This is a genomic window from Sorangium sp. So ce836 (assembly GCF_028553905.1).
Taxonomy (GTDB): domain Bacteria; phylum Myxococcota_A; class Polyangia; order Polyangiales; family Polyangiaceae; genus Sorangium; species Sorangium cellulosum_D.
In genome coordinates, this window is sequence record NZ_CP102233.1 from 9901103 (window position 1) to 9925753 (window position 24651).

Annotated in this window: 19 protein-coding genes and 1 riboswitch; of the genes, 6 read left to right on the forward strand and 13 right to left on the reverse strand. The window is 74.2% G+C overall.

Annotated elements, in window-relative coordinates; all coding sequences use genetic code 11:
* Together NQZ70_RS35860 and NQZ70_RS35865 are read right to left on the reverse strand one after the other, a co-directional pair.
* Complete coding sequence (locus tag NQZ70_RS35860; RefSeq protein ID WP_129578248.1) at nucleotides 1–1785, reverse strand: OmpA family protein; 1785 nt, start codon at nucleotides 1783–1785, stop codon at nucleotides 1–3.
* 54 nt (nucleotides 1786–1839) lie between these two features.
* Nucleotides 1840–2430, reverse strand: coding sequence for a hypothetical protein (locus tag NQZ70_RS35865; RefSeq protein ID WP_129578249.1), 591 nt, complete (start codon nucleotides 2428–2430; stop codon nucleotides 1840–1842).
* A 316-nt stretch (nucleotides 2431–2746) separates the two neighbouring features.
* Here NQZ70_RS35865 and NQZ70_RS35870 point away from each other — a divergent pair, with 316 nt between their 5' ends.
* Both NQZ70_RS35870 and NQZ70_RS35875 read left to right on the forward strand, forming a co-directional pair.
* A complete protein-coding gene (locus NQZ70_RS35870; RefSeq protein ID WP_237244339.1) occupies nucleotides 2747–3715 on the forward strand; it encodes a hypothetical protein in 969 nt (322 codons plus the stop codon).
* Between the two features lie 194 nt (nucleotides 3716–3909).
* A complete protein-coding gene (locus NQZ70_RS35875; RefSeq protein WP_129578250.1) occupies nucleotides 3910–6705 on the forward strand; it encodes a kelch repeat-containing protein in 2796 nt (931 codons plus the stop codon).
* Between the two features lie 174 nt (nucleotides 6706–6879).
* Here the strand turns inward: NQZ70_RS35875 and NQZ70_RS35880 are convergent, their stop codons facing one another.
* From NQZ70_RS35880 to NQZ70_RS35890, 3 genes are read right to left on the reverse strand one after another with little or no spacing between them, the layout of a single operon-like run.
* Nucleotides 6880–7557, reverse strand: coding sequence for a hypothetical protein (locus tag NQZ70_RS35880; protein WP_237244340.1), 678 nt, complete (start codon nucleotides 7555–7557; stop codon nucleotides 6880–6882).
* Complete coding sequence (locus NQZ70_RS35885) at nucleotides 7554–8816, reverse strand: methanobactin export MATE transporter MbnM (protein WP_272826340.1); 1263 nt, start codon at nucleotides 8814–8816, stop codon at nucleotides 7554–7556. Before NQZ70_RS35885 ends, NQZ70_RS35880 begins: the two co-directional genes overlap by 4 nt.
* Nucleotides 8817–8821: 5 nt before the next feature.
* On the reverse strand, nucleotides 8822–9805 hold the full coding sequence (locus NQZ70_RS35890; RefSeq protein WP_237244341.1) for an MbnP family copper-binding protein: 984 nt from the start codon (nucleotides 9803–9805) through the stop codon (nucleotides 8822–8824).
* A gap of 299 nt (nucleotides 9806–10104) precedes the next feature.
* On the opposite strand from NQZ70_RS35890, the gene NQZ70_RS35895 reads away from it, so the two are divergent.
* Genes NQZ70_RS35895 through NQZ70_RS35905 form a run of 3 tightly spaced genes read left to right on the forward strand, consistent with a single transcriptional unit; the run spans nucleotide 10105 to nucleotide 14011 of the window.
* A complete protein-coding gene (locus NQZ70_RS35895) occupies nucleotides 10105–12264 on the forward strand; it encodes a TonB-dependent receptor (protein WP_129578252.1) in 2160 nt (719 codons plus the stop codon).
* Nucleotides 12265–12272: 8 nt separating this feature from the next.
* On the forward strand, nucleotides 12273–13151 hold the full coding sequence (locus NQZ70_RS35900) for a hypothetical protein (protein ID WP_129578253.1): 879 nt from the start codon (nucleotides 12273–12275) through the stop codon (nucleotides 13149–13151).
* Complete coding sequence (locus NQZ70_RS35905; protein WP_237244342.1) at nucleotides 13148–14011, forward strand: hypothetical protein; 864 nt, start codon at nucleotides 13148–13150, stop codon at nucleotides 14009–14011. The genes NQZ70_RS35900 and NQZ70_RS35905 overlap by 4 nt, the downstream gene beginning before the upstream one ends.
* Nucleotides 14012–14029: 18 nt before the next feature.
* Here NQZ70_RS35905 and NQZ70_RS35910 read toward each other — a convergent pair whose 3' ends face one another.
* The 8 genes from NQZ70_RS35910 to NQZ70_RS35945 form a co-directional block, all read right to left on the reverse strand.
* Nucleotides 14030–15793, reverse strand: a complete 1764-nt coding sequence (locus NQZ70_RS35910; RefSeq protein ID WP_165374338.1) for a serine/threonine-protein kinase — start codon at nucleotides 15791–15793, stop codon at nucleotides 14030–14032.
* A gap of 191 nt (nucleotides 15794–15984) precedes the next feature.
* Nucleotides 15985–17211: an NAD(P)/FAD-dependent oxidoreductase gene (locus NQZ70_RS35915; RefSeq protein WP_129578255.1), complete on the reverse strand. Its 1227-nt coding sequence runs from the start codon at nucleotides 17209–17211 to the stop codon at nucleotides 15985–15987.
* Nucleotides 17212–17357: 146 nt separating this feature from the next.
* Nucleotides 17358–18122, reverse strand: coding sequence for a class I SAM-dependent methyltransferase (locus NQZ70_RS35920; RefSeq protein ID WP_129578256.1), 765 nt, complete (start codon nucleotides 18120–18122; stop codon nucleotides 17358–17360).
* A 78-nt stretch (nucleotides 18123–18200) separates the two neighbouring features.
* Complete coding sequence (locus NQZ70_RS35925; protein ID WP_129578257.1) at nucleotides 18201–19226, reverse strand: dipeptidase; 1026 nt, start codon at nucleotides 19224–19226, stop codon at nucleotides 18201–18203.
* Between the two features lie 54 nt (nucleotides 19227–19280).
* Nucleotides 19281–19598: a quaternary ammonium compound efflux SMR transporter SugE gene (sugE, locus tag NQZ70_RS35930; RefSeq protein ID WP_129578258.1), complete on the reverse strand. Its 318-nt coding sequence runs from the start codon at nucleotides 19596–19598 to the stop codon at nucleotides 19281–19283.
* 21 nt (nucleotides 19599–19619) lie between these two features.
* Nucleotides 19620–19685, reverse strand: a riboswitch (guanidine-III (ykkC-III) riboswitch).
* Nucleotides 19686–19834: 149 nt separating this feature from the next.
* A complete protein-coding gene (locus tag NQZ70_RS35935; RefSeq protein ID WP_237244343.1) occupies nucleotides 19835–20845 on the reverse strand; it encodes a pectate lyase precursor in 1011 nt (336 codons plus the stop codon).
* A gap of 1041 nt (nucleotides 20846–21886) precedes the next feature.
* The gene (locus tag NQZ70_RS35940) at nucleotides 21887–22624 is read right to left on the reverse strand and encodes a pyridoxine 5'-phosphate synthase (RefSeq protein ID WP_129578259.1); all 738 of its coding nucleotides are present in this window, start codon (nucleotides 22622–22624) and stop codon (nucleotides 21887–21889) included.
* Between the two features lie 163 nt (nucleotides 22625–22787).
* Nucleotides 22788–23129 (reverse strand): SPW repeat protein, encoded by a 342-nt coding sequence (locus NQZ70_RS35945; protein ID WP_237244344.1) that lies wholly within the window; start codon nucleotides 23127–23129, stop codon nucleotides 22788–22790.
* A 319-nt stretch (nucleotides 23130–23448) separates the two neighbouring features.
* On the opposite strand from NQZ70_RS35945, the gene NQZ70_RS35950 reads away from it, so the two are divergent.
* Complete coding sequence (locus NQZ70_RS35950) at nucleotides 23449–24600, forward strand: class I SAM-dependent RNA methyltransferase (protein WP_237244345.1); 1152 nt, start codon at nucleotides 23449–23451, stop codon at nucleotides 24598–24600.
* Nucleotides 24601–24651 lie beyond the last annotated feature (51 nt).

Consider the following 24651-nt stretch of genomic DNA (forward strand, 5'->3'; position numbering starts at 1 on the left):
TCATTCCTTGCTCGACGGGCGCAGGTCCACAAGGAAGATCACGCTGCGCGCGCGCCGCTCGTCCGCGCCGCCGACGGCGCACCCGGCGCGCGCCGCTCCCCCGGGGCACGGCGCGGGCGCGAGGTCGCCGCGCAGGCCGCCGCCGCTCGCCCGCAGCCGCTCGGCCGGGACGCCGCGCGCGATGAGCTCGGCCGCGACGCGCTCCGCGCGGGCCAGGCTGAGCGCCCGGTTCGACGCCTCCGATCCGACCGGATCCGCGTAGCCGATCACGCGGATCTCGGCGGTCATGCCGGCCTCGCGCGCGAGCGCGATCTCCTGCGCGGCCGCGGCCGCGGCTTCGGCGGCGCGCGCGCGCTGCTCGGGGGAGAGCCGGGCGGCGCCGCGGCGGAAGAGGAGCTCGATCCCCTCGAGCGACCGCGCCGCGGCGCGCGCCCGCTCGATGGCCTCCTGGGCCGTGAGGCGCGCGCCGTCGAAGCCCGAGACGCCCGGGAGCACCGCCGCCGTCCAGCGCGCGCGCTCGATCCAGCGCTCGGGCGCGACCCCGCTGGCCACGACGACGCCGCCGCGCAGCGAGAGGGCGACGCCCGGCGGCGGCTCCAGCGCCCGCGCCGCCCGGCGCTCGACGATCTGCGGGTCGAGCGAATAGAACGGCTCGAACCGCAACATCACCGGCGTGCGCGCGGGCCCGGCGCGCTCGATCACCGCCCGCGGGTCCACGGCGAGCGGATCGCGCAGGCCCGTGAACGCGACCCCGCCCGCGCGCCGCTCCGCCGCGGTCACCACCAGGCCGGGCTCGCGCCGCAACGCCTCGGCCCATCCGGCGAAGCGGCGCTGGTCCTCCCACGAGGCGCGCATCCGGACGGCGAGGGCGGTCGCGGCGATCGCGACAAGCACGGCGGCCGCCGCGAGCGCGCGCCCGCTCCGGCGCGGGACCGGCTTGCGCCGCTGCTGGAGGCAGCTCGAGAGCAGCTCGCGGGCGCCGGAGAACGGCGACCGATCGCCGCGGAAACCGGCGAGCTCGTCCGCGTACGCCAGGTGCACACGCTCGAGCGTCTCGCAGAGGACGGTCCCGTACGCCTGCGGCGCCACGCCGCGCACGATGGCCACGAGGAGGGCCGACGGGCCGTGCTCGACCCACCCGGTGAGATCGCCCACGCAGAAGCGCTGGAGCCGCGCGTCGGTCCGGAACGCGTCGTGGGCGAACGCGTCGATGGCGGTGAGCATCGCGGAGACCTGATCGGGATCCCGGTAGGGGATGTCCTCGGCGCTCACGTGCTCGAGGACGATCCCCGTCCCGCGGTGGACCAGGAAGAGCTGCTCGGTCCGGTAGATCATCGCGCGGAGCAGCACCACCTCCGCGAAGGGGCGCCCGGTGCGCCGCGCCTCCAGGCGCCAGCGCACGCTCTCCCAGGACAGGCCGAGGGCGAGCGCCTCGTTGAGGCGCTGGACCATCCCTCGGAGGGCGTTGGCCACGGCCTTGCGGATGGCCGGCCCCATGGCGGGGGAGATCGCGTCCGCGAACGACCCCGGGTCCCGGCGCACGCGCTCGTGGATCGCGCTGGCGATGAGCGGCTCCAGCGCCCACGAGAGCGCCTCGCCCTTCTTTCGGCTCTCGATCACGGCCTCGGGCAGCGCCCCGGCGACCATCTCGGCCATCGACTGGTCGAGCCGCTCCTCGAGCCGCCGGATCCGGCGCTGCTCGGGGCCCACGAGCAGGGGGCGGAGGTCTTCGAGCGTCTTGTTGACCGGCGGGGGCGGCCCGCGACGCGCTCTCGGCTGTCCCATCGTTCGTCTCCGGCCCTCCGCGCCCGCGCCGCTCTGGCGAGCGGCGCGGGCGCCTCACGCGGCTTCGTCCGAGCGGCGCTCCGCCTTCTGGTAGCGCTCCGACTCCGCGGGCCCCTCCCGCGCCGGCGCGTCCGGCTGGGCCGCGTCGGCGCCGTCGGTCCACAGGACGGCGAGCTCGCGCTCGACCATCGCGCAGAGCTCGCTCCGCGTGCGCCGCGCCTCGTCGAGGAACGATTTGGACTGGTCGAGCAGCTGTTGCCGGAGCTCCCGCTGCGTGCGCGCCACGAGATCTTCCAGCCGCTGCACCCGCTGCTCGAGCAGCTCGATCCCCTCCCGCGCGTCGCGCGCCGCGCTGCCGAGCGCGCCGGCGCCGGCCGCGCGGTGGGCCTCGAGCGACGCGGCGAGCGCCTCGAGCTCCCTGCGCACGTGCGCCTCCAGCACGTCGAGGCGCCGCCGCGCCTCGATCCGGAGCTCCTCCGCCTGGGCGGCGACCTGAGCGTCGGTGTGCGCGAGCCGGCGAGCGAGCTCGCGGAGCTGGGCGCCGCACAGGATGTCGCGCACCTGCTCCAGGCTGTTGGCGATCGCGGACTCCGCGTGTCCTGCGCTCGCTTCGTGCTCCGCCCGCCCGCTCGTCTTCATGGTCATGATGGAGATCCCCCCTCTCCGTGCGCGCCGCGCGCGTCCCCTGCCGAGCGCCGAGCGCGCTCGCGAGGGAGCCTCCGCGCCGCGCGGTCGCGCTCGCGACGCCCCACCGAGCCCGCTCGCTCCGGGTGTTCTCTTCGTCTGGACACGAGGCCCCCTCGCTCATCACGTCACGCACCGCGCTCCATGGGTCATCGCCCTGGCTCTTGGTAGCCCTCGCGAGGCCGCCGGGTGGCCACGGCCCGGGCCGAGGAGCCGCTCGGCTGCTCCGGCGCGGCCCAGCGCGCAGGGGATCCCGGAGCCCGGCTAAGATGCCCGCATGCGAACCCCGCGAACCTCCCTGGTGGCCGCGGCCTTGCTCGCGGCCTGCGGCGCGCCGGCCGGCGGCGGCGCTCCCTCCGCGGGCGCCGCGCGCGCCGTCGCCGGCGGCCCGAGCTCGCCGTCGCCCGCCCCGCAGGCCCCCGGCCCTGCCGCCTCGGCCACCGCGGCCGCGGCGGCCGCGGCCCCCGCCTCCCCTGCTCCGGCGCCCTGCGGCGCGCTCGGCTGCCTCGCCTTCGATGCGCCGGCCCAGGCCTTCGCCCACGCGCTGCAGAGCGGCCCGCGCGTGCTCGCGGTGGGCGAGGCGCACGCCCAGCAAGGCGCGGAGGGCGTCCCCTCGGCGACCCGGCGCTTCACCGAGCTCTTTCTGCCGGCGCTCGCCGGCCGCGCCTCCGACCTCATCGTCGAGCTCTGGGCGGTGGATCCGCGCTGCAAGAGGGAGCAGGTGGCGCGGGTCGAGGAAGAGCAGAGGGCGGTCACCCAGGCCCAGTCGGCGGGCAATCAGGGAGAGTTCCTCGCGCTCGGCAGCGAGGCGAATCGGCTCGGCATCCGCCCCCACCTGCTCGCGCCCTCCTGCCAGGAGTACGACGCCATCGTGCGCGCGGGGCCGGACGCGGTGACGGCCATGCTGGAGATGATCGCGCGCCTCACCGCCGCCGAGGCGAAGGCGCTGCTCGGCCGCGAGGACGCCGCCGGCAAGATGGTGATCGCCTACGGCGGGGCGCTCCACAACGACGTCGCCCCGCGCCCCGGGCGCGAGCGCTGGAGCTTCGGACCGGAGCTCTCCGCGGCGACCGGCGGGAAGTACGTGGAGCTCGATCTCATCGTGCGCGAGTTCATCAAGGACTCGGAGTCCTGGCGGGCGCTGCCGTGGTATCCCCATTTCGATCGGGAGGCGCACCCGGACAAAACAGTGCTCTTCAACCCGTCGCCGGGCGCGTACGTGCTCATCTTCCCTCGCTCGTCCTGAGCCTCCACGAGCGCTCCCGCGAAAGGCCGCAGCGGCCGTCGCGCGCGTCGGCCCGGGAAACGCCCCGCGGGGCGTCGCTGCCGCTGTCCTGAGACGGTGAATGCTCCGCCCGGCGAGGGCAACGAAGGGAGCAGCAGGAGCTCGGCCCCCCCGGCGCTGTTCCGCGGCGTCGCTTCTCGGCCGAGAGGAGCATCATGACGGGATTTTCCTTCACTGCCTCCATCGGATCGCTGCGCTGCCGAGGGCTCACCCCCGGAGCGATCGCGCTGCTCTCGCTGCCGTGGACCGCTGCCGGATGCGCGGATCAGGGCGGCATCGACGCCGTCGAGGGGCTGCGCGCGCACTTCCCCGAGCAGCAGCAGCTCGTCATCGGGGCCGGCGACGGCTTCGCACGCGCCGCGGACGGGCTCAAGCCGCGCCGGACGGACGACGGCGCGCGCGCGGTGCGCCAGGAGCTCCGCGTCGTTCTGCCAGGCGACGGCGGCGGCGCGCTGCGCTTCCAGCTACCGGGCGGGTTCGAGGCGCGCGTGACCGAGCTGGGTGCCAGCGGCGAGGCGTCGATCCTGGGGACCGCGGTCGCGTACGCGCGAGGCGACGGAGAGGCCGCCTTCTGGACGACGACCGGCGACGGCGGCTACGAGGAATGGCTGTACCTGCCGCCCGCGGCCCGCTCCGCCGGCGCGCCGCTGGCCTCCTGGCGCGTCGAGGGCGCGGCGCTGCGGCAGCGCGGCGACCTCGTCGAGCTGCTGGACACCGCGGGCCGCCCGCGGGTGCGCGTCACCGCGCCGGCGGCGTACGGGGCAGGAGGACGCCCGTTGGAGGCGCGGCTCGACGTGGACGGCGATAGGATCACGCTCGGCGTCGAGGGGGCGCGCGGTGAGCCCTTGCTGATCGACCCCGTGTGGACGCTCGCGGCCTCGATGCTCTCTCCCCGGGAGGGCCACTCGGCCACCTTGCTGCACGACGGCCGCGTTCTCGTCGCGGGCGGGAGGGATGGCGGCGGGAGCTGCATGACATCGGCGGAACTCTATGATCCGGCGAGCGACGCGTGGACGCCCGCCGCGTCGATGGGCGAGACGCGCTGCTGGCACCAGGCGATCCTGCTGGAGGACGGCCGCGTCCTCGTGGGCGGAGGCGGCTCCGAGGAGCGCCGCAGCGTCGAGATCTACGATCCGGCGGCCGACCGGTGGGCGCAGGCCGCCCCGATGATCGATGCGCGGGCGAGCTTCCCCGCCGTGCTGCTCGCGGACGGCAGGGTCCTCGTCGCGGGCGCAGCCCGCTCAGACGCCCGGAGCGCCGAGGTGTACGATCCTGTGGCCGACACGTGGGCGCCGGCGGCTTCCATGCTTCACCCGCGCAGGTATCACAGCGCCACGCTCCTCTTGGATGGCAGGGTGCTCGTCGCGGGCGGGCACCTCGCGGTCTGGCCCGAGCCGTCCCGCCCCAGCGCGGAGATCTACGACCCCGCGACCGATGCCTGGGCTTCCGCCACGGACATGAACAGCTCCCACAGCTGGCACACCGCGATGCGCCTGCCGGATGGCAGGGTGTTCCTCCTCGACATGGGCTCCGGCTTGAACACGCAAGCGGAGACGTACGATCCGGCGGCCGGCACCTGGACCGGCGGGCCTGGGCTCACCGGCCTTCATGCTGGACTTTACGGCGGTCCCTCGGACTACGCGCTCTCGTCGCTGGGCGACGGCCGGGTGCTCGCGACCGGCGGCCTGACGATGGACACAGGCGCCTGCGGCACGATCGACAGCTGCGACGAGACCATCTACTGGGTGCTCCACGACATCGTACAGGTCTACGATCCTGCGACGACCGTGTCGTCTCACCTCTCTCCGATGCAGCTCGTACGGATCTCGCACTCGTCGACCGTGCTGCCGGACGGGCGAGTCCTCATCGCCGGCGGCAGCAGCGCGCCGCCGCTGCCGCCTGGGCACCTGCCGAACGTGTGGCTCCCCTCCGAGACCATCGTCACGGCGACGACGGAGGTCTCCTCGCCGATGGGCACGCGGGGCGCTCTCTGCGCCAGCAGCGCCGAGTGCGCGGGCGCTCCCTGCGTGGATGGCGTCTGCTGCGACCGGGCTTGCGAAGGAGCGTGCGAGGCGTGCTCGGTCGCGGCCGGCGCCGCTCAGGACGGCACCTGCAGCCCGGCGAGCGGCGCGAGCTGCGATGATGGCGATGCTTGTACCGAAGCCGACACCTGCGTGGCGGGTGTCTGCCGCGGCGTGCCCCTCGATGCCGGGCCGTGCAGCGGCGGGTCCGGCGATGGCGGCTCCGGCGGCGCGACCTCCTCAACCTCCGCGGCTTCCTCGGGCTCCGGCGGCGACACCGGCGAGGGCGGCCACGCCGGCTCCACCGGCGACGGCGGCGCGGCCGGCGCGACCTCCACCTCCGCGGCTTCCTCGGGCTCCGGCGGCGATACCGGCGAGGGCGGCCACGCCGGCTCCACCGGCGACGGCGGCTCGACCGGCGCTACCTCCACCTCCGCGGCTTCCTCGGGCTCCGGCGGCGATACCGGCGAGGGCGGCCACGCCGGCTCCACCGGCGACGGCGGCGCGGCCGGCGCGACCTCCACCTCCGCCGCTTCCTCGGGCTCCGGCGGCGATACCGGCGAGGGCGGCCACGCCGGCTCCACCGGCGACGGCGGCTCGACCGGCGCTACCTCCACCTCCGCGGCTTCCTCGGGCTCCGGCGGCGATACCGGCGAGGGCGGCCACGCCGGCTCCACCGGCGACGGCGGCTCGGCCGGCGCGACCGCCTCCACCTCCGCCGCTTCCTCGGGCTCCGCCGGCGAATCTGCCGACGGCTCTACAGCGTGCAGCGCCAGCGCCAGCGTAGGCTCCTCGAGGGCGGGCACATCCCTCGGCGCCGCATGGCTCGCCGCCCTCGGGCTGCTCGCCTGGTCCCGGCGCCGCGGCGCGCATCCCGCCGTCGCACGCGGCGCGCTCCCGTCCGACGCTCCATCCACCACGTTGTCTTGAAAGCAATCCACCCGCGGGAGCCGGAAACCGGCTCTCGGGGCCGGAGAGAGCGCACAGGCTCTCTCGCCCTCTCTCGGCCTCTACCAGCGCTCCGCGCTGCGCCCCGCGCCCTGCTGCATGGCCCCGCCGCCGCAGATCGCCGCGGGGCGCCGCGCTTCGGCGCCCCCCGTGGCGTCAGGGCTCGACGGAGAACGTGACCGGCTCGCCCGTGAACGGCCCGCCGCCCTGCACGATGCGGTTGTTCTCGAACACCGCGTTGAGCACGCTGACGGTGATCGGCCCGCCGGCGGCGCGGAGCTTGTCCCAGGCCGCCGCGTCCGGCGTGTAGCTCAGCTTCGTCGTGAACACCCGGAGCAGCCCCTCGCGCGCTGCGGTCGAGAAGACCAGGAAGTAGGCGCGCCCGTTGATCGGCATCCCGTGCGCCTGCGCCGCCCGCACCGGCCCGAGGAGCGCGCCGAGCTCCGCCCACGGCGACGCCCCCGCCGCCGGCGCCCCCGGCCGAGCGCCCGCGAAGCCGAACGCCGGCGCGGCCCCCGGGGCCGTCCACCGCGCCGCGCCCGCGACGTGGAAGGTCAGCTCCGGCGCGGCGTCGCCGGGGACCGACGCGCCGTCCTCGGGCGCGTCGAACACCGTCCCCTGCGACGGCTCGTCCTTCGGATCCACCGCGAGCAGCGCCTCCAGCGCCTCGTCGGTCGCGCCCCCCTCGTAGATGACGTCGGCCAGCTCCGCCCCGACCGCCGTGTCCTCGTGGTCGTGGCCCTGGCCGCACGCCCCGACGTACATCGCGGCCGACGCGAGCGCCGCCAGCGCGGGGACGAGGACCGCCCGGTGAAGGATGGGTGTCCGGCTCACGGCGCCTCCGCCCACGGATCCGCGTGGCGCGGGTCCGTCAGAAACTCATCGTCCGTCAAGCTCTCCAGGAAGGCAATCACGTCTGCTTTCTCCTCTTCGGTGAGATCGAACCCGGTGATGAGCTCGCTCTTGAACTTGTTCTTGCTCCCCACACCGGCGTTGGGGCCGTCCTCGATCGTGCGCCCCCCGGCGGCGTAATGGTCGAGCACCTCCTCCAGCGTCAAGATGCTGCCGTCGTGCATGTACGGCGCCGTGAGGGCGATGTTGCGCAGCGTGGGCGCGCGGAACCGGCCCATGTCCGCCTCGTTGCCCGAGATCTCGTAGACCCCGGCGTTGCCCTCCGGGTAAGCGCCGCTCCCGCCGATGTTGTAGAGACCCGTGTTGTGGAACATCACCTCCGTGAAGGTGGTCCCGTCGTGCTGCACCGAGTCCGACAGGTTGAAGCCACCGTGGCAGTGGAAGCACTCGAGCTTCTCGGAGAAGAAGAGATCCATGCCGCGCAGCGCCGCCTCCGACATCCCCGAAGGGTCGCCGTCGTAGCGGTACCGATCGTAGGGAGAGCGGTACGAGAGCAGCGACCGCTCGAACGCCGCGATCGCCTTCGTGATGTTGCCGAGGCGGATGGGGCCCTCGTCGCCGGGGAAGGCCGCGGGGAAGAGCTCCTGGTACAGCGGCTCGTCCCGGAGCCGCTGGAACAGCTCCGCTTCCATGCCCGCGAGCCCGAGCTCGACCGGCGTCTCGCCGAACATGGGGAGGAGCGCCTGCTCCTCGAGCGAGTCGAGCAGCGGATTCCCCCAAGTCAGCGTCGTCAGGTAAGCGACGTTGGCCAGGCTCATCGAGCCGCGCACGTGGAATTGCCCGGTCGAGCCCTTGCCGGTCGGGAGGCCGTCGGTGAACGCGAGCTCCTGCATATGGCACGAGCCGCAGGAGTACGTGCCGTTGCCGGACAGGCGCCTGTCGTAAAACAGCCGCCTGCCGAGCTCGACCTTGGCCGACGACATCGGGTTGTCCTCGGGGACCTTCGGCACCGGGAAGCCCGGCGGCAGCCCCCACGCGAACGCGCCCGCGTCGCCGCCCCCGCCGCCCCCGCCGCTTCCCCCGTCGCCCCCGCCCTGGCCGCCGGCGCCCTCCCCCGAGGTTCCGCCCGCGCCCGGCGTGCCCTCGCTGTCGCCGCAGGCACAGGCGAGGGCCGCCAGCGCGGCCAGGACGGAGGAGAGCGCGGAGCGGCGGAGCGCGGTCACCATTGCGGACATCGTCATGGCTCCTATTCTATCCTGAAGAACGACTGCTGCTCCGGGCGCGGCGAGCCGTCGGTGACGTCGATGCCGAGGTGGGTGAACAGCGGCGCACAGTCGGGATCCGTCGCGTCGGACATGCAGCCGGGCGTGCCGCCCGCGTTCGCCGACACGTCGGTGTCCAGGACGAGCGCCCCATAGTCGACGAGCACCTTCGTCGCGAGCGGGTCGATGCCCTCGAAAACGATCTCGGCCACGTTGGGGCGATCGCACGCGGTCACCTCGCCGCCGTCGCCGGCGACGCAGCCGGTGCTCCCGACGTGGATGATGAAGGGGTCCCCGCCCTGCTCCGGGACGCTGTCGATGCGCAGGAACTTGTACCCGTGAGTCCAGCTCCAGAACAGCCCGGTCAGGTTGAGCGGCGACGGCGCGACCGAGGCGTCGCCGTGGTTCCGCTCGAACGGGACGCCCAGCTTGAACGACAGCCCATCGTACTCCCCGGCCGGGACCGTCCCGAGCACGCGCCCGTTCGTCTCCTGCGTCCCGTTGGCGCAGCTCCCGGATTTGTCCTCGAAATCGAGGAGCACGAGGTTCTCGAGCTGCCACTTCCCGTCCTGTTCGAGCGTGAGCGGCACCTTCTCGCCGTCCGCGCGGTGCAGGCGTACATCGTGGATGTACAGGCGGAAATCGTTGAGCTTCACGTCCGTCGCCGCGGCGCCGACAGCGTACGTCTCGCTGCAGGAGAACACCTCGTCTTTGACGCGGCCCTCGAACGCCAGCTCGACGGCGATCGCCGCGTCGGTGCCCCCGGCCCCGCCGCCTGCCTCGCCGGTCCCTCCCTCGCCGCCCGCCCCGCCGCTCCCGCCGCCGCCGCCGGCGCCGCCGACGCCCGTCGAGGTCGATGTGCCATCGACCGGGTTCACCCCACCTTCACCGCCGCCGCACGCCGTCAGCGAGAGCGCCGCCCCGGCCAGCGGGAACAAGAGCCGTAATGCACGAAGACCGCGGTTCATGAGAAGCCTCCTGAGGAACAAAGACGCGCGCAACGATAGGCCGCGTCGCCACCAACCTGAATGCGACATCTTGTCGCGTCGCCGTCGCGAGCCGCTGGAGCGCACGAATCGAGCCGGCGTCGAAAAAAATAGCCTCCGAGCGCCCCGGTGCGGGGCCCGGCGGCCAGCGATCATGAACGCCGCGGGCTCCCCGCGCCCGCCGCCCGAGACCGCGCAGACATGCCGACGCCGTCCCAGGCGAGCGAGCGCATCCAGATCGTAGCACGTATCCTCCAGATCGTGCTACGGACGGTCCCGCTGTGACCCTCTCCCTGCGCACGGCGCTCGCGCCGCTTCTTATCACCACGGCCGCCGTGCCGGCGCGCGCCGGCGACGGCGCGGCCCCTCCGCCGCCCGTCGCGGCGGCCGAGGCCTCGCCGGCGGCGGAGATCCCGGCCGCGGCGCCGGACGGCGGCGCTGGCCCGGGCGCGGCCGGCGGCGCCGCGCCGGTCTCGGTCGTGGTCCAGGGCGCGGCGCCGCCGCGCAGCGCCTCGGAGGCGGTGCGGGAGCGGGCCGAGGTGAGGGCGGCGCCTCACCGCACGGCGAGCGACGTGCTGCAGCTCGTGCCGGGCGTGTTCGCCGCCCAGCACGGCGGCGAGGGCAAGGCGCACCAGATCTTCTTCCGCGGCTTCGACGCGGTCCACGGCCAGGACCTCGAGATCTGGGTCGCGGGCGCGCCGGTCAACGAGGTGTCCAACGTCCACGGGCAGGGCTACGCCGACCTCCACTTCGTCATGCCCGAGGTGATCCGCGAGCTCCGCGCGCAACCCGGGTCGTACGACCCGCGCCAGGGCGACTTCGCCGTCGCCGGCAGCGTGCGCCTCGAGCTCGGCTACGACGAGCCGGGGATCACCGCGACCGCCTCCGCCGGCTCGTTCGGCGCCCGCCGGCTCTTCCTCGCCTACCACCCCGAGCGCGCCGAGGAGACCACGTTCGCCGCGTTCGAGGCGTACGCCACCGACGGCTTCGGCCCCGCCCGCGCCGCCAGCCGGACCTCGGCCGTCGCGCAGGGCGTCTACGAGCCCGTCGCGGGCGTCCGCGCGCGCGTGATGGCCTCGGCGTTCGCCTCGCGCTTCGCCTCCGCCGGCGTCCTGCGCCTCGACGACCTCGAGGCGGGCAAGGTCGACCGCTTCGCCTCGTACGACCCGGATCAGGGCGGCGACTCGTCGCGCGCGCAGCTCGTCGTGGACCTGCGCGGCGCGGGCGCCGACGCCGCCCGCGGCGAGGGCCTCTCGCTCGCGCCGTTCGTCGTGCTGCGCTCGCTCCGGCTGCGCTCGAACTTCACCGGCTACCTCGAGGACCCGACCTCCGGCGACGCCACCCAGCAGCTCAACGAGGCGATCACCGCGGGCGCGACCGCCTCGTACCGGCTCAGGTTCCCGCTGCTCTCGGATCGCGACACGCTCGAGGCGGGCGTCGTCGCGCGCACCGACTGGATCGAGCAGTCGCAGCGGCGCCTCGCCGCGGTCGACGGCCGGCCGACCGCCACGCTCGTCGACGCGAAGGTCCGCGCGACCGACCTCGCCGGCTACCTCGACGCGTCGATCCGGCCCGCGCGGCGGGTCACGGTGCGCGGCGGGGTGCGCGCCGACGGGCTCGCGTACCAGGTCGTCGACCACGCCGGCGAGGGCGCGCAGGCGCGCAGCGCGCAGGGGATCCACGTGGGCGGCAAGGGCACGGTCGACGTGGCGCTGCTGCCCGGGCTGCGCGCGCTCGCCAGCGTGGGTCAGGGGTTCCGCTCGCCCCAGGCGCGCAGCCTCGGCGACGGCGAGCGGACCCCCTTCACGCGCGCCCTCTCGGCCGAGGCCGGGCTCCGCTACGCGGACGAGCTCGTGCGGGCGTCGGTCGCGCTGTTCCACACCCGCCTCACCGACGATCTCGTCTTCGACGAGGCGACCGGCCGCAACGAGCCCGTCCCCGCCACGGCCCGCACCGGGGTGGCCTTCGACGCGGTGGCGCGCCCCGCGCCGTGGCTCGTGTCGAGCGTCGGCCTGACGTACACCCGGGCCGCCTTCACCGCTCCCGGCGGGCGCTACGCGGCGGGCGATCTCCTCCCGTTCGTGCCGCAGGTCGTCGCGCGCGCCGATCTCGCGGCGACGCCGCGCCTCGGCGCGCTCTTCGGCCGGCGCCTCGAGGCCCGCGCCGGCGCCGGCGTCACGCTGCTCCACGGCCGCCCCCTGCCGTACGGGGAGCTCGGGCGCGACGCGCTCCTCACCGACGTGACGGCGCACGTCCGCTACCACCGCGTCGAGCTCGGGCTCGACGTCTACAACCTCCTCGACGCGGCCTGGTTCGACGGCGAGTTCGTCTACCCGTCGAGCTTCACCCGGGGCGCGGCGCCCGACCTCTTGCCCGCGCGGCACGTGACCGTCGGCGCCCCCCGCAGCTTCCTCGTCTCGCTCTCCCTCTTTCTCGGATGAGGTCCTCGATGATGTCCACCACAGCACGGAAACCAGAGCCCCGCCGGCGCGCCGCGCTCGCCGCGGCGGCGCTCCTCGCCGCAGGGTGCGGCGCCGGGGGCGACGGCGCGACCGCGGGCAAGCGCCTCACGCTCGCGACCGAGGTCGCCGCCGACGCCGCGTCGGTCGCGCCGTTCACGAACGCGCTCGGCTGGACCGTCACGCTGTCGAAGGCGCACCTGTCGATCGGGCCGCTCTACTACTTCGAGGGCGCCCCGTTCACGGCGCGGCGCGCGGCCCCGGGCCGCGGCGGCGCGCCCTCGCTGCTCGACCGGCTCGCCCGGTGGGCCGTCCCGGAGGCGCACGCCCACCCGGGCCACTACCAGGCCGGCGAGGCGCGGGGGCAGATGGCGCAGCCCACCTCGGTCGACCTGCTGGCGGGGGCGACCGCGCTCGCGGACGCCGACGCGGTGAGCGGCGTCGTGCGATCCGCGCGCTTCACGTTCGGCGCGCCGCCCGCGGGCCCCTTCGCCGCGGAGCTCGACGGGCACGTCGTCGCCCTCGAGGGGCGCGCCGAGAAGGGCGACGCCGCCCGCGTGTTCCGCGCGCGCGCCCTGGCCGCGGACGTCGCGAGCGACGTGACCGGCGAGCCGGCGGTGGAGGGGTGCGTCTTCGAGGAGACGTACCTCGACGGGCCCGGCGTCGTCACGCTCGTGGTCAAGCCGTCGGTCTGGCTCGACCAGGTCGAGTTCGACGAGGTGGCCGAGGGCGAGGACGGCGCGCCGGCCGATCTCGAGCCGGAGAGCCAGGCCCAGCGCGGCTTCGTGCGGGGCCTCAAGAAGGGGACGGCCTACGCGCTCTCCTTCGCGCCCGGCGCGTCACACGAGGAGAAAGAGAAGGAGCGATGAGGACCACGGGAAGCTTGTGCGCGGCGGCGCTGTCGCTCGCCGCGGCGGCGCTCGCCGGCTGCGGCGACGACGGCGCGTCGGGGGTCGGGAGCGTGGCGTTCTCGACGTGGGGCGAGGAGTACATCGAGCAGGAGATCCCGGCCGCCGATCTCGAGGACGGCTGGAGCATCCGGTACGAGAAGTTCCTCCTCGTCCTCCGGAACGTGGCCGTCGCCGATCGCGACGGGAACGTCGGGGCGCGGATGGAGGGCTCGATCCTGTTCGACCACACGAAGCCCGGCGTGAAGCCGGTCGTGAGGTTCGAGGGTCTCGAGGCAAAGCCCTGGGAGCGCGTCTCCTACGAGATCGGCCCGGCGGACGCGGACACCGCGCTCGACGGGGCGACGGAGGAGGACAAGGCGCTCATGCTGGCCGCGGGCGCGTCGGTGCACATCGAGGCGACCGCGCGGAAGGGCGACGGCGGCGACGAGAAGCGCCTCGACTGGACCTTCTCGCTCGCGACGCGCTACGCCGATTGCAAGGGCGACAAGGCCGGCAAGGAGACCGAGGGCGTCCTCGTCACGAACGGCGGCACCGACACCGTGGAGCTCACGATCCACGGCGACCACTTCTTCTACGACGACCTCCAGTCCGCGTCCGCGGCGCGCCGCTTCGCGCCGATCGCCGCCGCGGACGCCGACGCCGACGGCGCCGTCACCCTGGAGGAGCTCGCCGCGGTGCGCCTCGTCGCGATCGAGGAGGGCCCCTATGGCACGGGCAGCGCCGGAGACATCGACGATCTCGGCGCCTTCGTCGCGGCGCTCTCGCGCACGCTCGGGCACTTCCGCGGCGAGGGCGAGTGCGTCTCCGTCGACCCGTGATCGGGCCGCGGGCGGGGCTCACTCGAGCGCGACCGTCGTCGAGACCTCCTGGAGCTCGTTCCCGTCGAACGCCGGCACCCGCGCGGAGCTGAGCACCATCTGCACGCAGGTCCCGGCCTGGGTCATCGCGACCCGCGGCTCGATGCTGATGCGCTGCACGGCGCCCGCGGGGTTGAAGTACACCCGCGCCGTCACCGCCTTCGGCCCCTCCTTGCCCCTGCAGTGGATCGGCGCGGTCGCCCCCTTGCGCTGCAGCGCGGCGTGGGCCGCGGCGTGATCGAACGGCCTCGCCGCGCCCGGCTGCGCCGCGGTCGCCGTCTCGGGCGCGCCGCCGTCGCGCGAGGGGCGCGGGGCCTTCGGCAGGAGCACCGGCACCGGCCCGTGGAGCGGGCCTGGCGGCGGCTGCTGCGCGTCCGCGCCGTCCGCCGACGCCGGCGGGCGCGCCTCGTCGCCGCGGCCGGCGCTGATCACCGTGGGGCGCGCCGGCTCGGGCAGCCGCTGCGCCACCTGGACCTCGCGCCCCGCGCGGCCGGTGGAGACCGCGAGCGCCGCCGCGGCGCCGCCGAGCAGGCCGAAGGCGAGGAGCAGCATCGGCCTCCACCGGGACGGCCTCGTCGGGGCTCCTGTCGGCGCGCTGCTCGCCACGGCCGGCGCGCTCGCCGGCGGAGAGGACGCGCCCGGCCGCGGCCGCTCCGCCGGCGGGGGCGCGGCCGACGCGCCCCCGCGGCCGCCCGCGCGCGCGTCCGCCGAGCGCTGCGCGTCCGTGGCCATCTCGGTCGGCCCGCTCAGCGACACGGGCGAGGCCGTCCCCGCGGGGGTGGCCGCCGCCGCGATGCCGGGCGGCGTCACCGAGATCGCGGCGCCGGGGGGGCGCACGCTCCGCGGATCGGCGAAGAGCGCCGGCCCGAGCGCGTCGAACGCCTCCTGCGCCGTCTGGAAGCGCTGCGACGGCTCGCGCGCGACGCAGCGCGCGAACCAGGCGTCGAACGGGTGCACGACGCAGCCGGCGCGCCCGAGCGCCGTCGCGCGCGTCGAGGCCGGATCGATCGGCTCGAAGAGGATCTCGCGGAGCAGCACGGGCATCGCGGTGCCCATCGGGTCGTTCGCCGCGCGCCAGTACATGCGGCCGGTGAGCGCCGCGAAGGCGATGAGCCCGAGCGCCCACACGTCGGTCGCCGGCGTGATCTGCCCGCGCGCGTCGGTCTGCTCGGGCGCCATCCAGAGCGGCGTGCCGAGCGACGCGGTCGCCATCGTGCTCGCCTCCGCTGCGATCTTCGCGATGCCGAAGTCGAGGACCTTGACCGACCACGGCGCCGTCGCGCTGTTCGCCTTCGCGAGGAAGACGTTCTGCGGCTTCATGTCCCGGTGGACCACGCCCGCCCGGTGGGCGGCGCCGAGCGCGTGGCAGAGCTGCTGGAAGATCTCGTGCACGTCCTTGGGCGCGAGCAGCCCGGAGCGCTTCATGCGCTGCGCGAGGTCCTCCCCTTCGAGCAGCTCCATCGCCAGCCACGGCACGCCGCTCGCCGCGTCCACGCCGGCGGCGATCACCTGCACGATGTGATCGCTCTCGACCAGCGCGCCCACGCGCGCCTCCTGCTCGAAGCGCTCGCGCAGCCGGGTGTCCGCGCAGAGCTGCGGGTGCATGAGCTTGAGGGCGCGCAGCTTGCCGGTGCTCGCCTGCTCGGCGATGTACACGGCGCCCATGCCCCCGGCGCTGAGAGGCCGAACGATCCGGAACTCCCCGAAGAGCATCCCGACCGCTGGCTGAAGCGGCGCGATCATGGCCCGCGATGCTAGCATGGGGGTGCCTTGGGGGTGTCACCGCTCACGGGCGCGCGTCCGTGTTGCAGCGCACACGGACGCGCCGTCGGGCGGGCGCGCCCGGGCGCGGCGCGCGTCGGCGCCGCGTGCGTCCTGACGGCGCGCGCGGCGCGCCTCGCTAGAGCGGTTTTCGCCCGTCTCTGGTACATGCGTTACAGAGCGGCGTCGCGCGGGGGGAGCGACGCGACCAGGCGATCGAGCCCGATCCGACCGGCGACGAGCGCGCCCGTCGCCGCGGCGCGGAGCGCGTCGGGCGCCGGCTGGGGGCTGCCGGCGAAGTGGCGCATGCCGAAGCGCAGGAACGACGGCTCGCGGAGGAGGTAGCGCTCGACGCGCTCCCGCGGCGCGCCGTAGAAGGCGCGCATCGCCCGGCGCCGGAACCGGAGGTCCAGGCCGAGCAGCGATCGCTCGACCCGCCGGCCCCAGTCGTCGAACCCGAGGTCGCGGGCCTCGAGCTTCTCGGCGAGGTACGCGCCCGCGAGGGCGCCGTAGGCGATCGCCTGCGCGATGCCCTCGCCCAGCATCGGATCGATGCCCGCGGCCTCGCCGACGAGCAGGGCCGCGGGCCGCGCGATCGGGGCCATCGGGTCGAGGCCGCGCTCGGCGAAGCGCTTGCGCCGGTAGCGGTCCGGGTCGAGGCCGAGCGCCGCGAGCCGGCTCCGGAGGACGCGCTCGGCGTCGGGGGCGGGGCGCGCCGCGCCGAGGGCGCCCTCGTGCAGCACGTACGCCCCCCGGCAGACGAGCTCGCGCCCGCCCACGATCGTGGGGAAATCCCACAGGTAGCCGGCGAACGAGCGATCCCGCATCTCGAAGTGCAGGAGGTCGCGCGCCCGGTCCCCCGCGACGGGCTCGGTGTCGACCTCGACGGCCTGCGCGCGCAGCCGGCCGAACGGCAGCCCCATCGCGCGGCGGACGACGCTGCCGACGCCGTCCGCGCCCACGACGACGCTGCCGTCGAAATCCCCGGCCGAGCTCTCGATCCGGGCGCCGCCCGGGCCCAGCGAGGCGGCGGTGACCCGCGCCCCCTCGACGATCCGGACGCCGCGGGCGCGCGCGGCGAGCGCGAGCGCGCGATCGAACTCGACGCGCCGAACGACGCGGCCGATGTTCCCCTCGCGGAGCGCGATCTCGCCCGTCTGGAAGGCCGCGCTGACGCCGTGCACCACGACCGACGGCACGTCGATCGTCACCCCGATCGCCGCGAGCGCCCTGTCGGCGCGCTGACCGAGCCCGCCTGCGCAGCACTTGTCCCGCGGGTAGCGCTCCTTTTCGAGCACCACGATCCTGTCGGTGAGGGCCGGGCGATGGTGGGCGAGGAAGAGCGCCGTGCTCAGGCCCGCGGGCCCGCCGCCGACGATCACGACTTCATGCGCCGACATGGGGCGCCCTCTAGCACGGCGCCTCGCGCTGCGGGCGCGGGATGCTCGGCGGGCGGGACGCGCGCGGGCAGGCCGGGAGGATTGGCGGGCGGGATGCTCGCGCGCAGGCGGGCTCTGCCGCCTGCGGCGCGCGGGCGCGCGGGGGATCAGCGCCGCTCGTAGGAGGCCACCTGCGTGCGGTACGGGAAGAGGTACGCGCCCTTGCCGGCGAGCTCCGGGTGGCTCCCGGCCAGATCGCGGACCTCGTTCAGGACCGAGTACCGCTCCTTCAGGGGGAGCGCGGCGATGTAGCTGATCGAGGCGACGCGCTCGAGCAGCCCGTCGAGATCGAGCTCCTGCGTGTGGGTGAACTCGTGCTCTCCGATCGGCGCGAAGAGGCGGGAGTCGGAGAACGACCGGCGCCACGCGCCGATCCGGTGGACCGGGGCGTCGCGGCCGTAGCGGTTGAGGATGTGGGAGATGCGAGCGACCCAGTCGACCCGCTCGTCCCGCAGGTTGAAGAGCAGCGAGAGGCGCCCCCTCGGCCGGAGCACCCGGTGGATCTCGGCGAGCGCGAGATCGCCGTGGAACCAGTGGAACGACTGCGCGGCGACCGCGGCGTCGACCGACGCCTCGGGCAGGGGGATGGCCTCGGCCACGCCGTCCAGCAGGACGGCGGACGGGACCATCTGGCCCAGCTTGCGGCGCATCCCCTCGACCGGCTCGAGCGCGAGGAGCCGGGCGCCCGTCGGCACGAGGAGGCGCGTGAGCTTGCCGGTCCCCGCGCCGAGATCGAGCAGCGTGCTGGCGGCGTCGATGCGCAGCGTGTCGAGCAGGAGCTCGATCGCGCCGCGCGGGTAGTCGGGGCGCCCTTTCTCGTAAGCATCCGCTGCAGTCGCATAGCCCTGTGCAGCGAGGCGATGGAGAGTCATGGCCTGCGTCCGCTCCGCGTGAGGATGAGTTCGACCAGCGCCGGAGGGACCACCCACCCCGACGGCCCTGTCGAGAGGCTACGCAACCGAGAGCTGCGTTGGAAGTGGATTGTCGCGCAAGACGCGCATTGCGTTGCCGCGCAGCAACTTGCCGATGACACGCTCGCTCAACCCGGCTTGGAGCAGGGCATCCGTCAAGAGCGGAAGGTGCGCGGCGTCGCGGAGCTGGCGTGTGGGAACGATGAACCCGTCCCAATCGGATCCGAGCGCGGGGGTGTCCTCGCCGGCAACGTTGATGATGTGCAGGAGGTGCTTGACCACGGGAGCGAGCCCGTTGCCGCCGAGGTAGAGCGGGCAAAAGATGATCCCGGCGCACCCGCCGCGGTCGGCGAGGGCGCGGAGCTGATCGTCATCGATGTTGCGCCAGTGGTCGAACGCGCCGGCGACGCCGGTGTGGCTGACGATGGGCGGCCGGCGCGCGAGCGCGCACGCCTCGAGGAAGCCAGCGCGGTTGATGTGCGCGAGGTCGACGATGACGCCGAGATCCTCGGCGCGGCGCACGACGTCGCGGCCGAAGGGGGTGAGGCCTTCACCGTCCCTGCGACCGCGGCCGTAGGCGGGATAACACACGTCGTTGGCGCTGAAGTGGCAGAGCCCGAGGTAGCGCACGCCGCGCCGCGCGAAGCGCTCGAGCGTGTCGAGCTCGCCCTCGAGCGCGTGCGCGCCCTCGATCCCGAGCAGCGCCGCGACGGCGCCGCGGGCCCTCGCCGCCTCGACGTCCTCGGCGGTGCGCGCCTTGACGAGGCGATCCGGCTGCGCGAGGGCGGCCTGCTCCAGCAGGTCGATCTGCTCGTCGACGACGGCGGCGAGCCCGCGCCGCTGGCCGATCGGCAGCGAGACCAGGCCGAAGAACTGCGCGCCGACGCCGCCCTCGACGAGCCGCGGGACGTCGACGTGCCCGCCCAGGGCCGCGAACGGCAGCATCGGCTCGTGGCGCTCGTGCAGATCGTAGCCGACCCAGCGCGCCCACATGAGGCTGTCGGCGTGGAGGTCGATGGCGGGGAACTGCGCGTGCAGGGCGCGGGCTTCGGGGCTTCCGTGCATGGGGAGAGGTTAGTCGAGGCGGGGCGCTCGGTCGTGCGCGCCGCGCGCGGCGGCTCAGGGGCTCGACAGCTTGAGGCCGAGGATGGCCACGACGAGGAGCGCGAGGAACCCGAGCCTCGCGGGCGTGGCGGGCTCTCCGAACAGGACGATGCCGGCGATCGCCGCCCCGAACGCGCCGATGCCGACCCAGACGGCGTAGGCCGTGCCGATGGGCAGGGTGCGCGAGGCGGCCTCGAGGAGGCCGAGGCTCGCGACGATCGCCGAGATCGTGAGCACCGTGGGTAGGGGGCGCGTGAAGCCCTCTGTGTACTTGAGTCCGACGGCCCAGCAGACTTCGAGCAGACCTGCCAGGAACAACGACAGCCAGGACATGACGACTCTCCTCGTAATGTGGCTGCGTCGTCTTATCCTAACCGGGTACGGCGCGTCTCGTCCGGGACGCTCCTGTGGAGCGCCGGCGGGAACCTAGCAGGCGCGACGGGCCGTGCAAAGGGGTGCTGCCGACGCGGTGCGGCGCGGCTGTGGCGGCGCGACCCGGTTCGCGATCGTGGCGGCGCGACCCGGTTCGCGATCGATGAACGTCGCGGCGCGCGCCGGGGCCGAGCTCGCTAGTCGGTCTCCTCGCCCTGGAACGCCACGCTGGCCTCCGCCGTGCTGATCAGCGCCGCGGCGAGCTCGTTGATGTACTCCTCGATCGCGGTGTATCCGGACGGCATCACCCGGCTGTGATCGTTCGCGTCGGAGGAGCTGAGGCCGTGCGCGCGCTCCCACGCGTCCGCCATCCCGTCGCGGTCGGCGTCGGCGGGCGCAGCGCCTGGGGTGAGCCCTTCCATCAGGTTGCTCACGTAGCGAGCGCCCCACGCGCCGTCGCGTCGCTCGATGTTCCGGAGGACGCCCTTCGTCACGGCGTCGCGCGGCAGCGCGCCGGCCTGCGCGAGGACGAGCCGATAGGCGTCCTCCGCGCCGTGCGTCGTCACGGGGATGTACCCCGGGACGTCGCGCGAGAAGTTGAACTGCGACGAGGCGCGGTACGACTCGGGCCTGTTGAGCCGGCTGAAGCTCGGGTGGAGGTACGGCTTCTGCCAGGGGTTGTTGACCACCCCGGTGAACTTGCCGGGATCGTCGATGTAGTTGTCGGCGAGGAAGTACTTGAGCCCCGCGCCGGCGCTGCCGTCGAAATAGAAGGGGATCAGCTGATCGCTCGGCCCCTTGATGTACGCGTTGCCCACGATGTTGAACTGGCCGCTCGCCCGGTTGTGGTGCACGAACCCGTGTCTGACGTTGTAGGCCACGTTGTTGCGGATGTCCGCGGGTCCGTTCGCGACCGCGGGGCACCTCGCCTTGTGATGGGCGAACAGGTTGTGATGCAACGTGATCCGATGGCCGTCAGGGCCGTTGATGAGACCGTAATTATGCGCCCCCTCTGGATGCCCGGTGGTCGATGACGACTCGATGGTGGACCACTGGACCGTGACGTCGTCCGCCTCATAGAGATCCAGGGTCTCGTCGACGCCCCAGGCGATCGAGACGTGATCGAGGATCACCTTCGAGTTCAGCGAGAACTGCGCCCCGTCGAACTGCTCCCCGGCCGAGCCGTCGAACACGGGGCGGACTCGCAAGAATCTTACAATGATATTGTTGACCGCGTTGGAGTACCTGGAGAGCAGGCGCCCGCGCACGGTGATGCCCGCGCCCGGCGCGGTCTGTCCGGCGATCGTCACGTCTCCATTCCGGATGACGACATCCCCTTCGATGACGCCGCTCACGTCGAAGACGATGATGCGCGGCCCGCTCGCGTCGAGCGCCGCCTGGAGGCTCCCCGCCCCGCTCGATCGCAGGTTGGTGACCTTGATGACGCGCCCGCCGCGCCCGCCGGTCGCGACGGCGCCAAAGCCCTCTGCGCCGGGGAACGCCGGGAGCGCGCTCGCCCGAGCCGACATCGCGGTGAGCGCAGAGGCCGCTGCGATCACGCAGCCGAGACGGCGAAGCCCCTGTGCTCCAATGGAAGAACAAGTAGGAAGATATGTCATGACGTCTCGCTCCCCTTTCGTACGTCTTAACCGCAAGCCGTAGTGTGATGACCCTACAGGACCGACTTCATGGATAGCAATCGTCAATTGCCAATCTGTGCGACAGGGCACATCGGAATCGATTTGGCAATTTCATATCGCCAGATGAAGCGAGCCTGGTTATCCTGAGCGCGAAGCGCACGAGCGGGCTCATGGAACACCGGCGCGCTCCCACCCGCGACGACACCGGGCACACCGGGGCTCGAGCGCCTGAGCGGAGATTGCCCGGCCTTGCAACTACGCACGTCTCGCAAAGCACGCTGGGAGACACGGCGACACACCAGCTCGCCAGAGATCGACACGCCGGCGTGGCGCATCAATCCATAGCGGCTCTGAACCAATAAGAAATCAGACCAACGAGACGCCAAGACGAGACGTCTAGAGCGGTTCTCGGCCCCGTCTCCCGTCTTCCGTCTCTCGTCCCCGTCTTCCGTCTCCGTCTTTCGTCTTCGCTCTTCCGTGCGCGGGCGCGGGCGCTGGCGCGCTGATTTCGGGGAATCGCGCACGCGCACGCGCACGCGCACGAATGACGCGCACGAAGACGGAAGACGGAGACGACGTGTCCAGCGCCAGCCCGTTCGCCGGCCCCGCTTACCGCGCCTGCGCGCCGCGCCCCTCGACCGCCGCGAGGTAGTCGAGCACCGACTGCTTCATGCCGACCTCGAGCGCGCGCACCACGAGGTGGTGGCCGATCGACACCTCCTGGATCTGCGGCGCCTCGCTCACGAGCGGCGCGAGGTTCTCCACGGTGAGGTCGTGCCCCGCGTTGATGCCGACCCCGGCCGCCGCGGCGGCCCTCACGGTCGCGACGATCTTGTCGAGCTCCGCGCGGTGATCGCCGCGCTCGAACGCCTGCGCGTAAGGCCCGGTGTAGATCTCGATGCGATCGGCCCCCATCTCCGCGACCACCGGCACGACCGCAGGGTCCGCCTCGACGAACAGGCTCGTCCGGATCCCCTCCTCCTTGAGCCGCTTCACCACCGGCTGCAGGACGAAGCGCCACTTCACGACGTCCCAGCCGCGGTGCGACGTGAGCTCCCCCGGCGTGACCGGGACCAGCGTGCACTGCGTCGGCCGGAGCTCGAGCGTGAGGTCCAGGAACTCCTCGCGGAGATCGCCCTCGAAGTTCGTCTCCACGGCGGTGATGTGCCGAGTCACCGCCCGCGCGTCGTCCGGCGTGATGTGCCGACGATCGGCCCGCGGATGGATCGTGATGCCGTGAGCCCCGTAAGACACGATCCGCTGCGAGAAGGCGAGGACGTTCGGGGCGTCGTGTCCCCGCGAGTTCCGCAAGAGCGCGATCTTGTTCACGTTGACGCTGAGCTTCATGGGGGCATCCTCTCGCGGGCACGCCGCGCGCGACGCCGCTATACACGATCGACGCCGCGAGGCGAACACGCCGCGCGCCAGCCGTGGAAACGCGGCCGGCCGGCGGGGCGGCGCCGGACCGGGCGCGGCGCCCCGCCCTCCCGCTCCCGCCGGCCGACTGCCCCTAGATGCGCGGCACGGTCCGCGCCCCCCGCACCTCCACCTCGGTCGGGACGAGCGACACGATGAGGATGGCGATGGCGACGACCGCGCTGTTCCACACCGTCCACACCGACAGCGCCGGTATCGACCAGGCGCTGACGAAGAGCCAGATCGCCAGGATCGAGTTGAGGTAGCGCGCCCGGGGCGCCCAGAGCGCGAGCAGGGCGAAGAGCACGCACAGCGCGCCCACCACCCAGGCGTTGGTGAACTGCCCCTGGCTGTGCCGCCAGAGGAACGCGGAGATGAACAACCAGATCCCGAGCGCGATGTTGACGCCGCGCACGGTCGCCGTCCGACGCTGCATGGCTTCCCCCTCCTCTCCTACCGCCGCGCCGGCGCCCTCCGCCGCGCGGCGCTCTCGCTCCCCGCCCGCTCGCCCCATGACGCGCGCGAGCGTCACGCCCCGGAGCGGCCCCGGGAAGGCCGAGTCCGCTCACCCCCCCTCTGCCGAGCGCCGGCGCGCGCCTGCGCCCGGTCCACACATCACCGAGCTCGCCGAGCTCCGTGCGAATCCGATGCCACCGCCGCGGCCCGCGCCGCCCCCCGACCGGCGCGGCTCGCCCGGCGGCAGCGGCCGCGGGGCCGCGGCCGCCGTTCGTGAACGGCCGCCGCGGCGACCGTTCGTGAGGGCCAGAAGCCGGCGGTTCGGCTACAAGCCGGTCGCCATGGACTTCTTCGCGACCGCCGCCAAAGGCACCGAGCCCGCGCTCCGCGACGAGCTCCGCGAGCTCCGATTCCGCGGCGTCCGCGCCGATCGCGGCGGGGTCCACTTCTCCGGCGCGGCGGACGAGGGCTTCCGCGCCTGCATCGAGCTCCGCACCGCCGTGCGCGTGCTCACGGAGCTCGCCTCCTTCGACGCGCCCAGCGGGGACGCGCTCTACGAGGGAGTCTCCCGCGTCGACTGGGCCCCGTACCTGAGCCCGGTCCACACGCTCGCCGTCCGCGCCTCCTGCCGCTCGAGCGCGCTCACCCACACCCAGTTCATCGCCCAGCGGACCAAGGACGCCATCGTCGACCAGATCCGCCGCCGCGTCGGCGCGCGCCCGTCGGTCGACCTCGACGACCCGGACCTCGCCCTCTTCGTCCACCTCGTCCGCGACCGCGCGACGCTCTACGCGGACCTCGGCGGCGCCGCGCTCCACCGCCGCGGCTACCGCACGCACATCGGCGGGGCGCCGCTCAAGGAGACCCTCGCCGCCGCGCTGCTCCGCCTCTCCGGCTGGGACCGCGCCCGCCCGTTCGTCGACCCGATGTGCGGCGCCGGCACCATCGCCCTCGAGGCGGCGCTCTGGGCGCGCGACATCGCCCCCGGCCTGCGCGCGCAGCGCTTCGGCTTCGAGCGGTGGGCCTGCCACGATCAGGCCGCCGCGCAGCGCACGACCGCCCTCCGCGACGCCGCCCGCGCCCGGATCCGGCCCGAGGGCCCGCCGATCCTCGCCGCCGACATCGACCCCCGCGCCGCCGAGATCACCCGCGGCAACGCCCGCATGGCCGGCGTGCAGATCGAGGTGCGCTGCCAGCCCATCACGGCGATCGCGCCGACCGAGCCGCCGGGCCACGTGCTGACAAACCCGCCGTACGGCGAGCGCCTCCCGGGCACGCTCGCCCTCTACCGCGACATGGCGGCCGCGCTCTCGCGGCTCGCGGGCCACCGCGTCGCCCTCCTCGCCGGCACCGAGGACATCGAGCGCGCGATGCGCCGCCGGCCGGAGCGGTCGCTCACCGTGTTCAACGGCCCGATCGAGTGCCGGCTGCTCACGTACGACATCCCCTGAAGCGCGGCTTCCTCCGCGCGGATCACGCCCGCGCTGCCCCGCGCGGCGCGC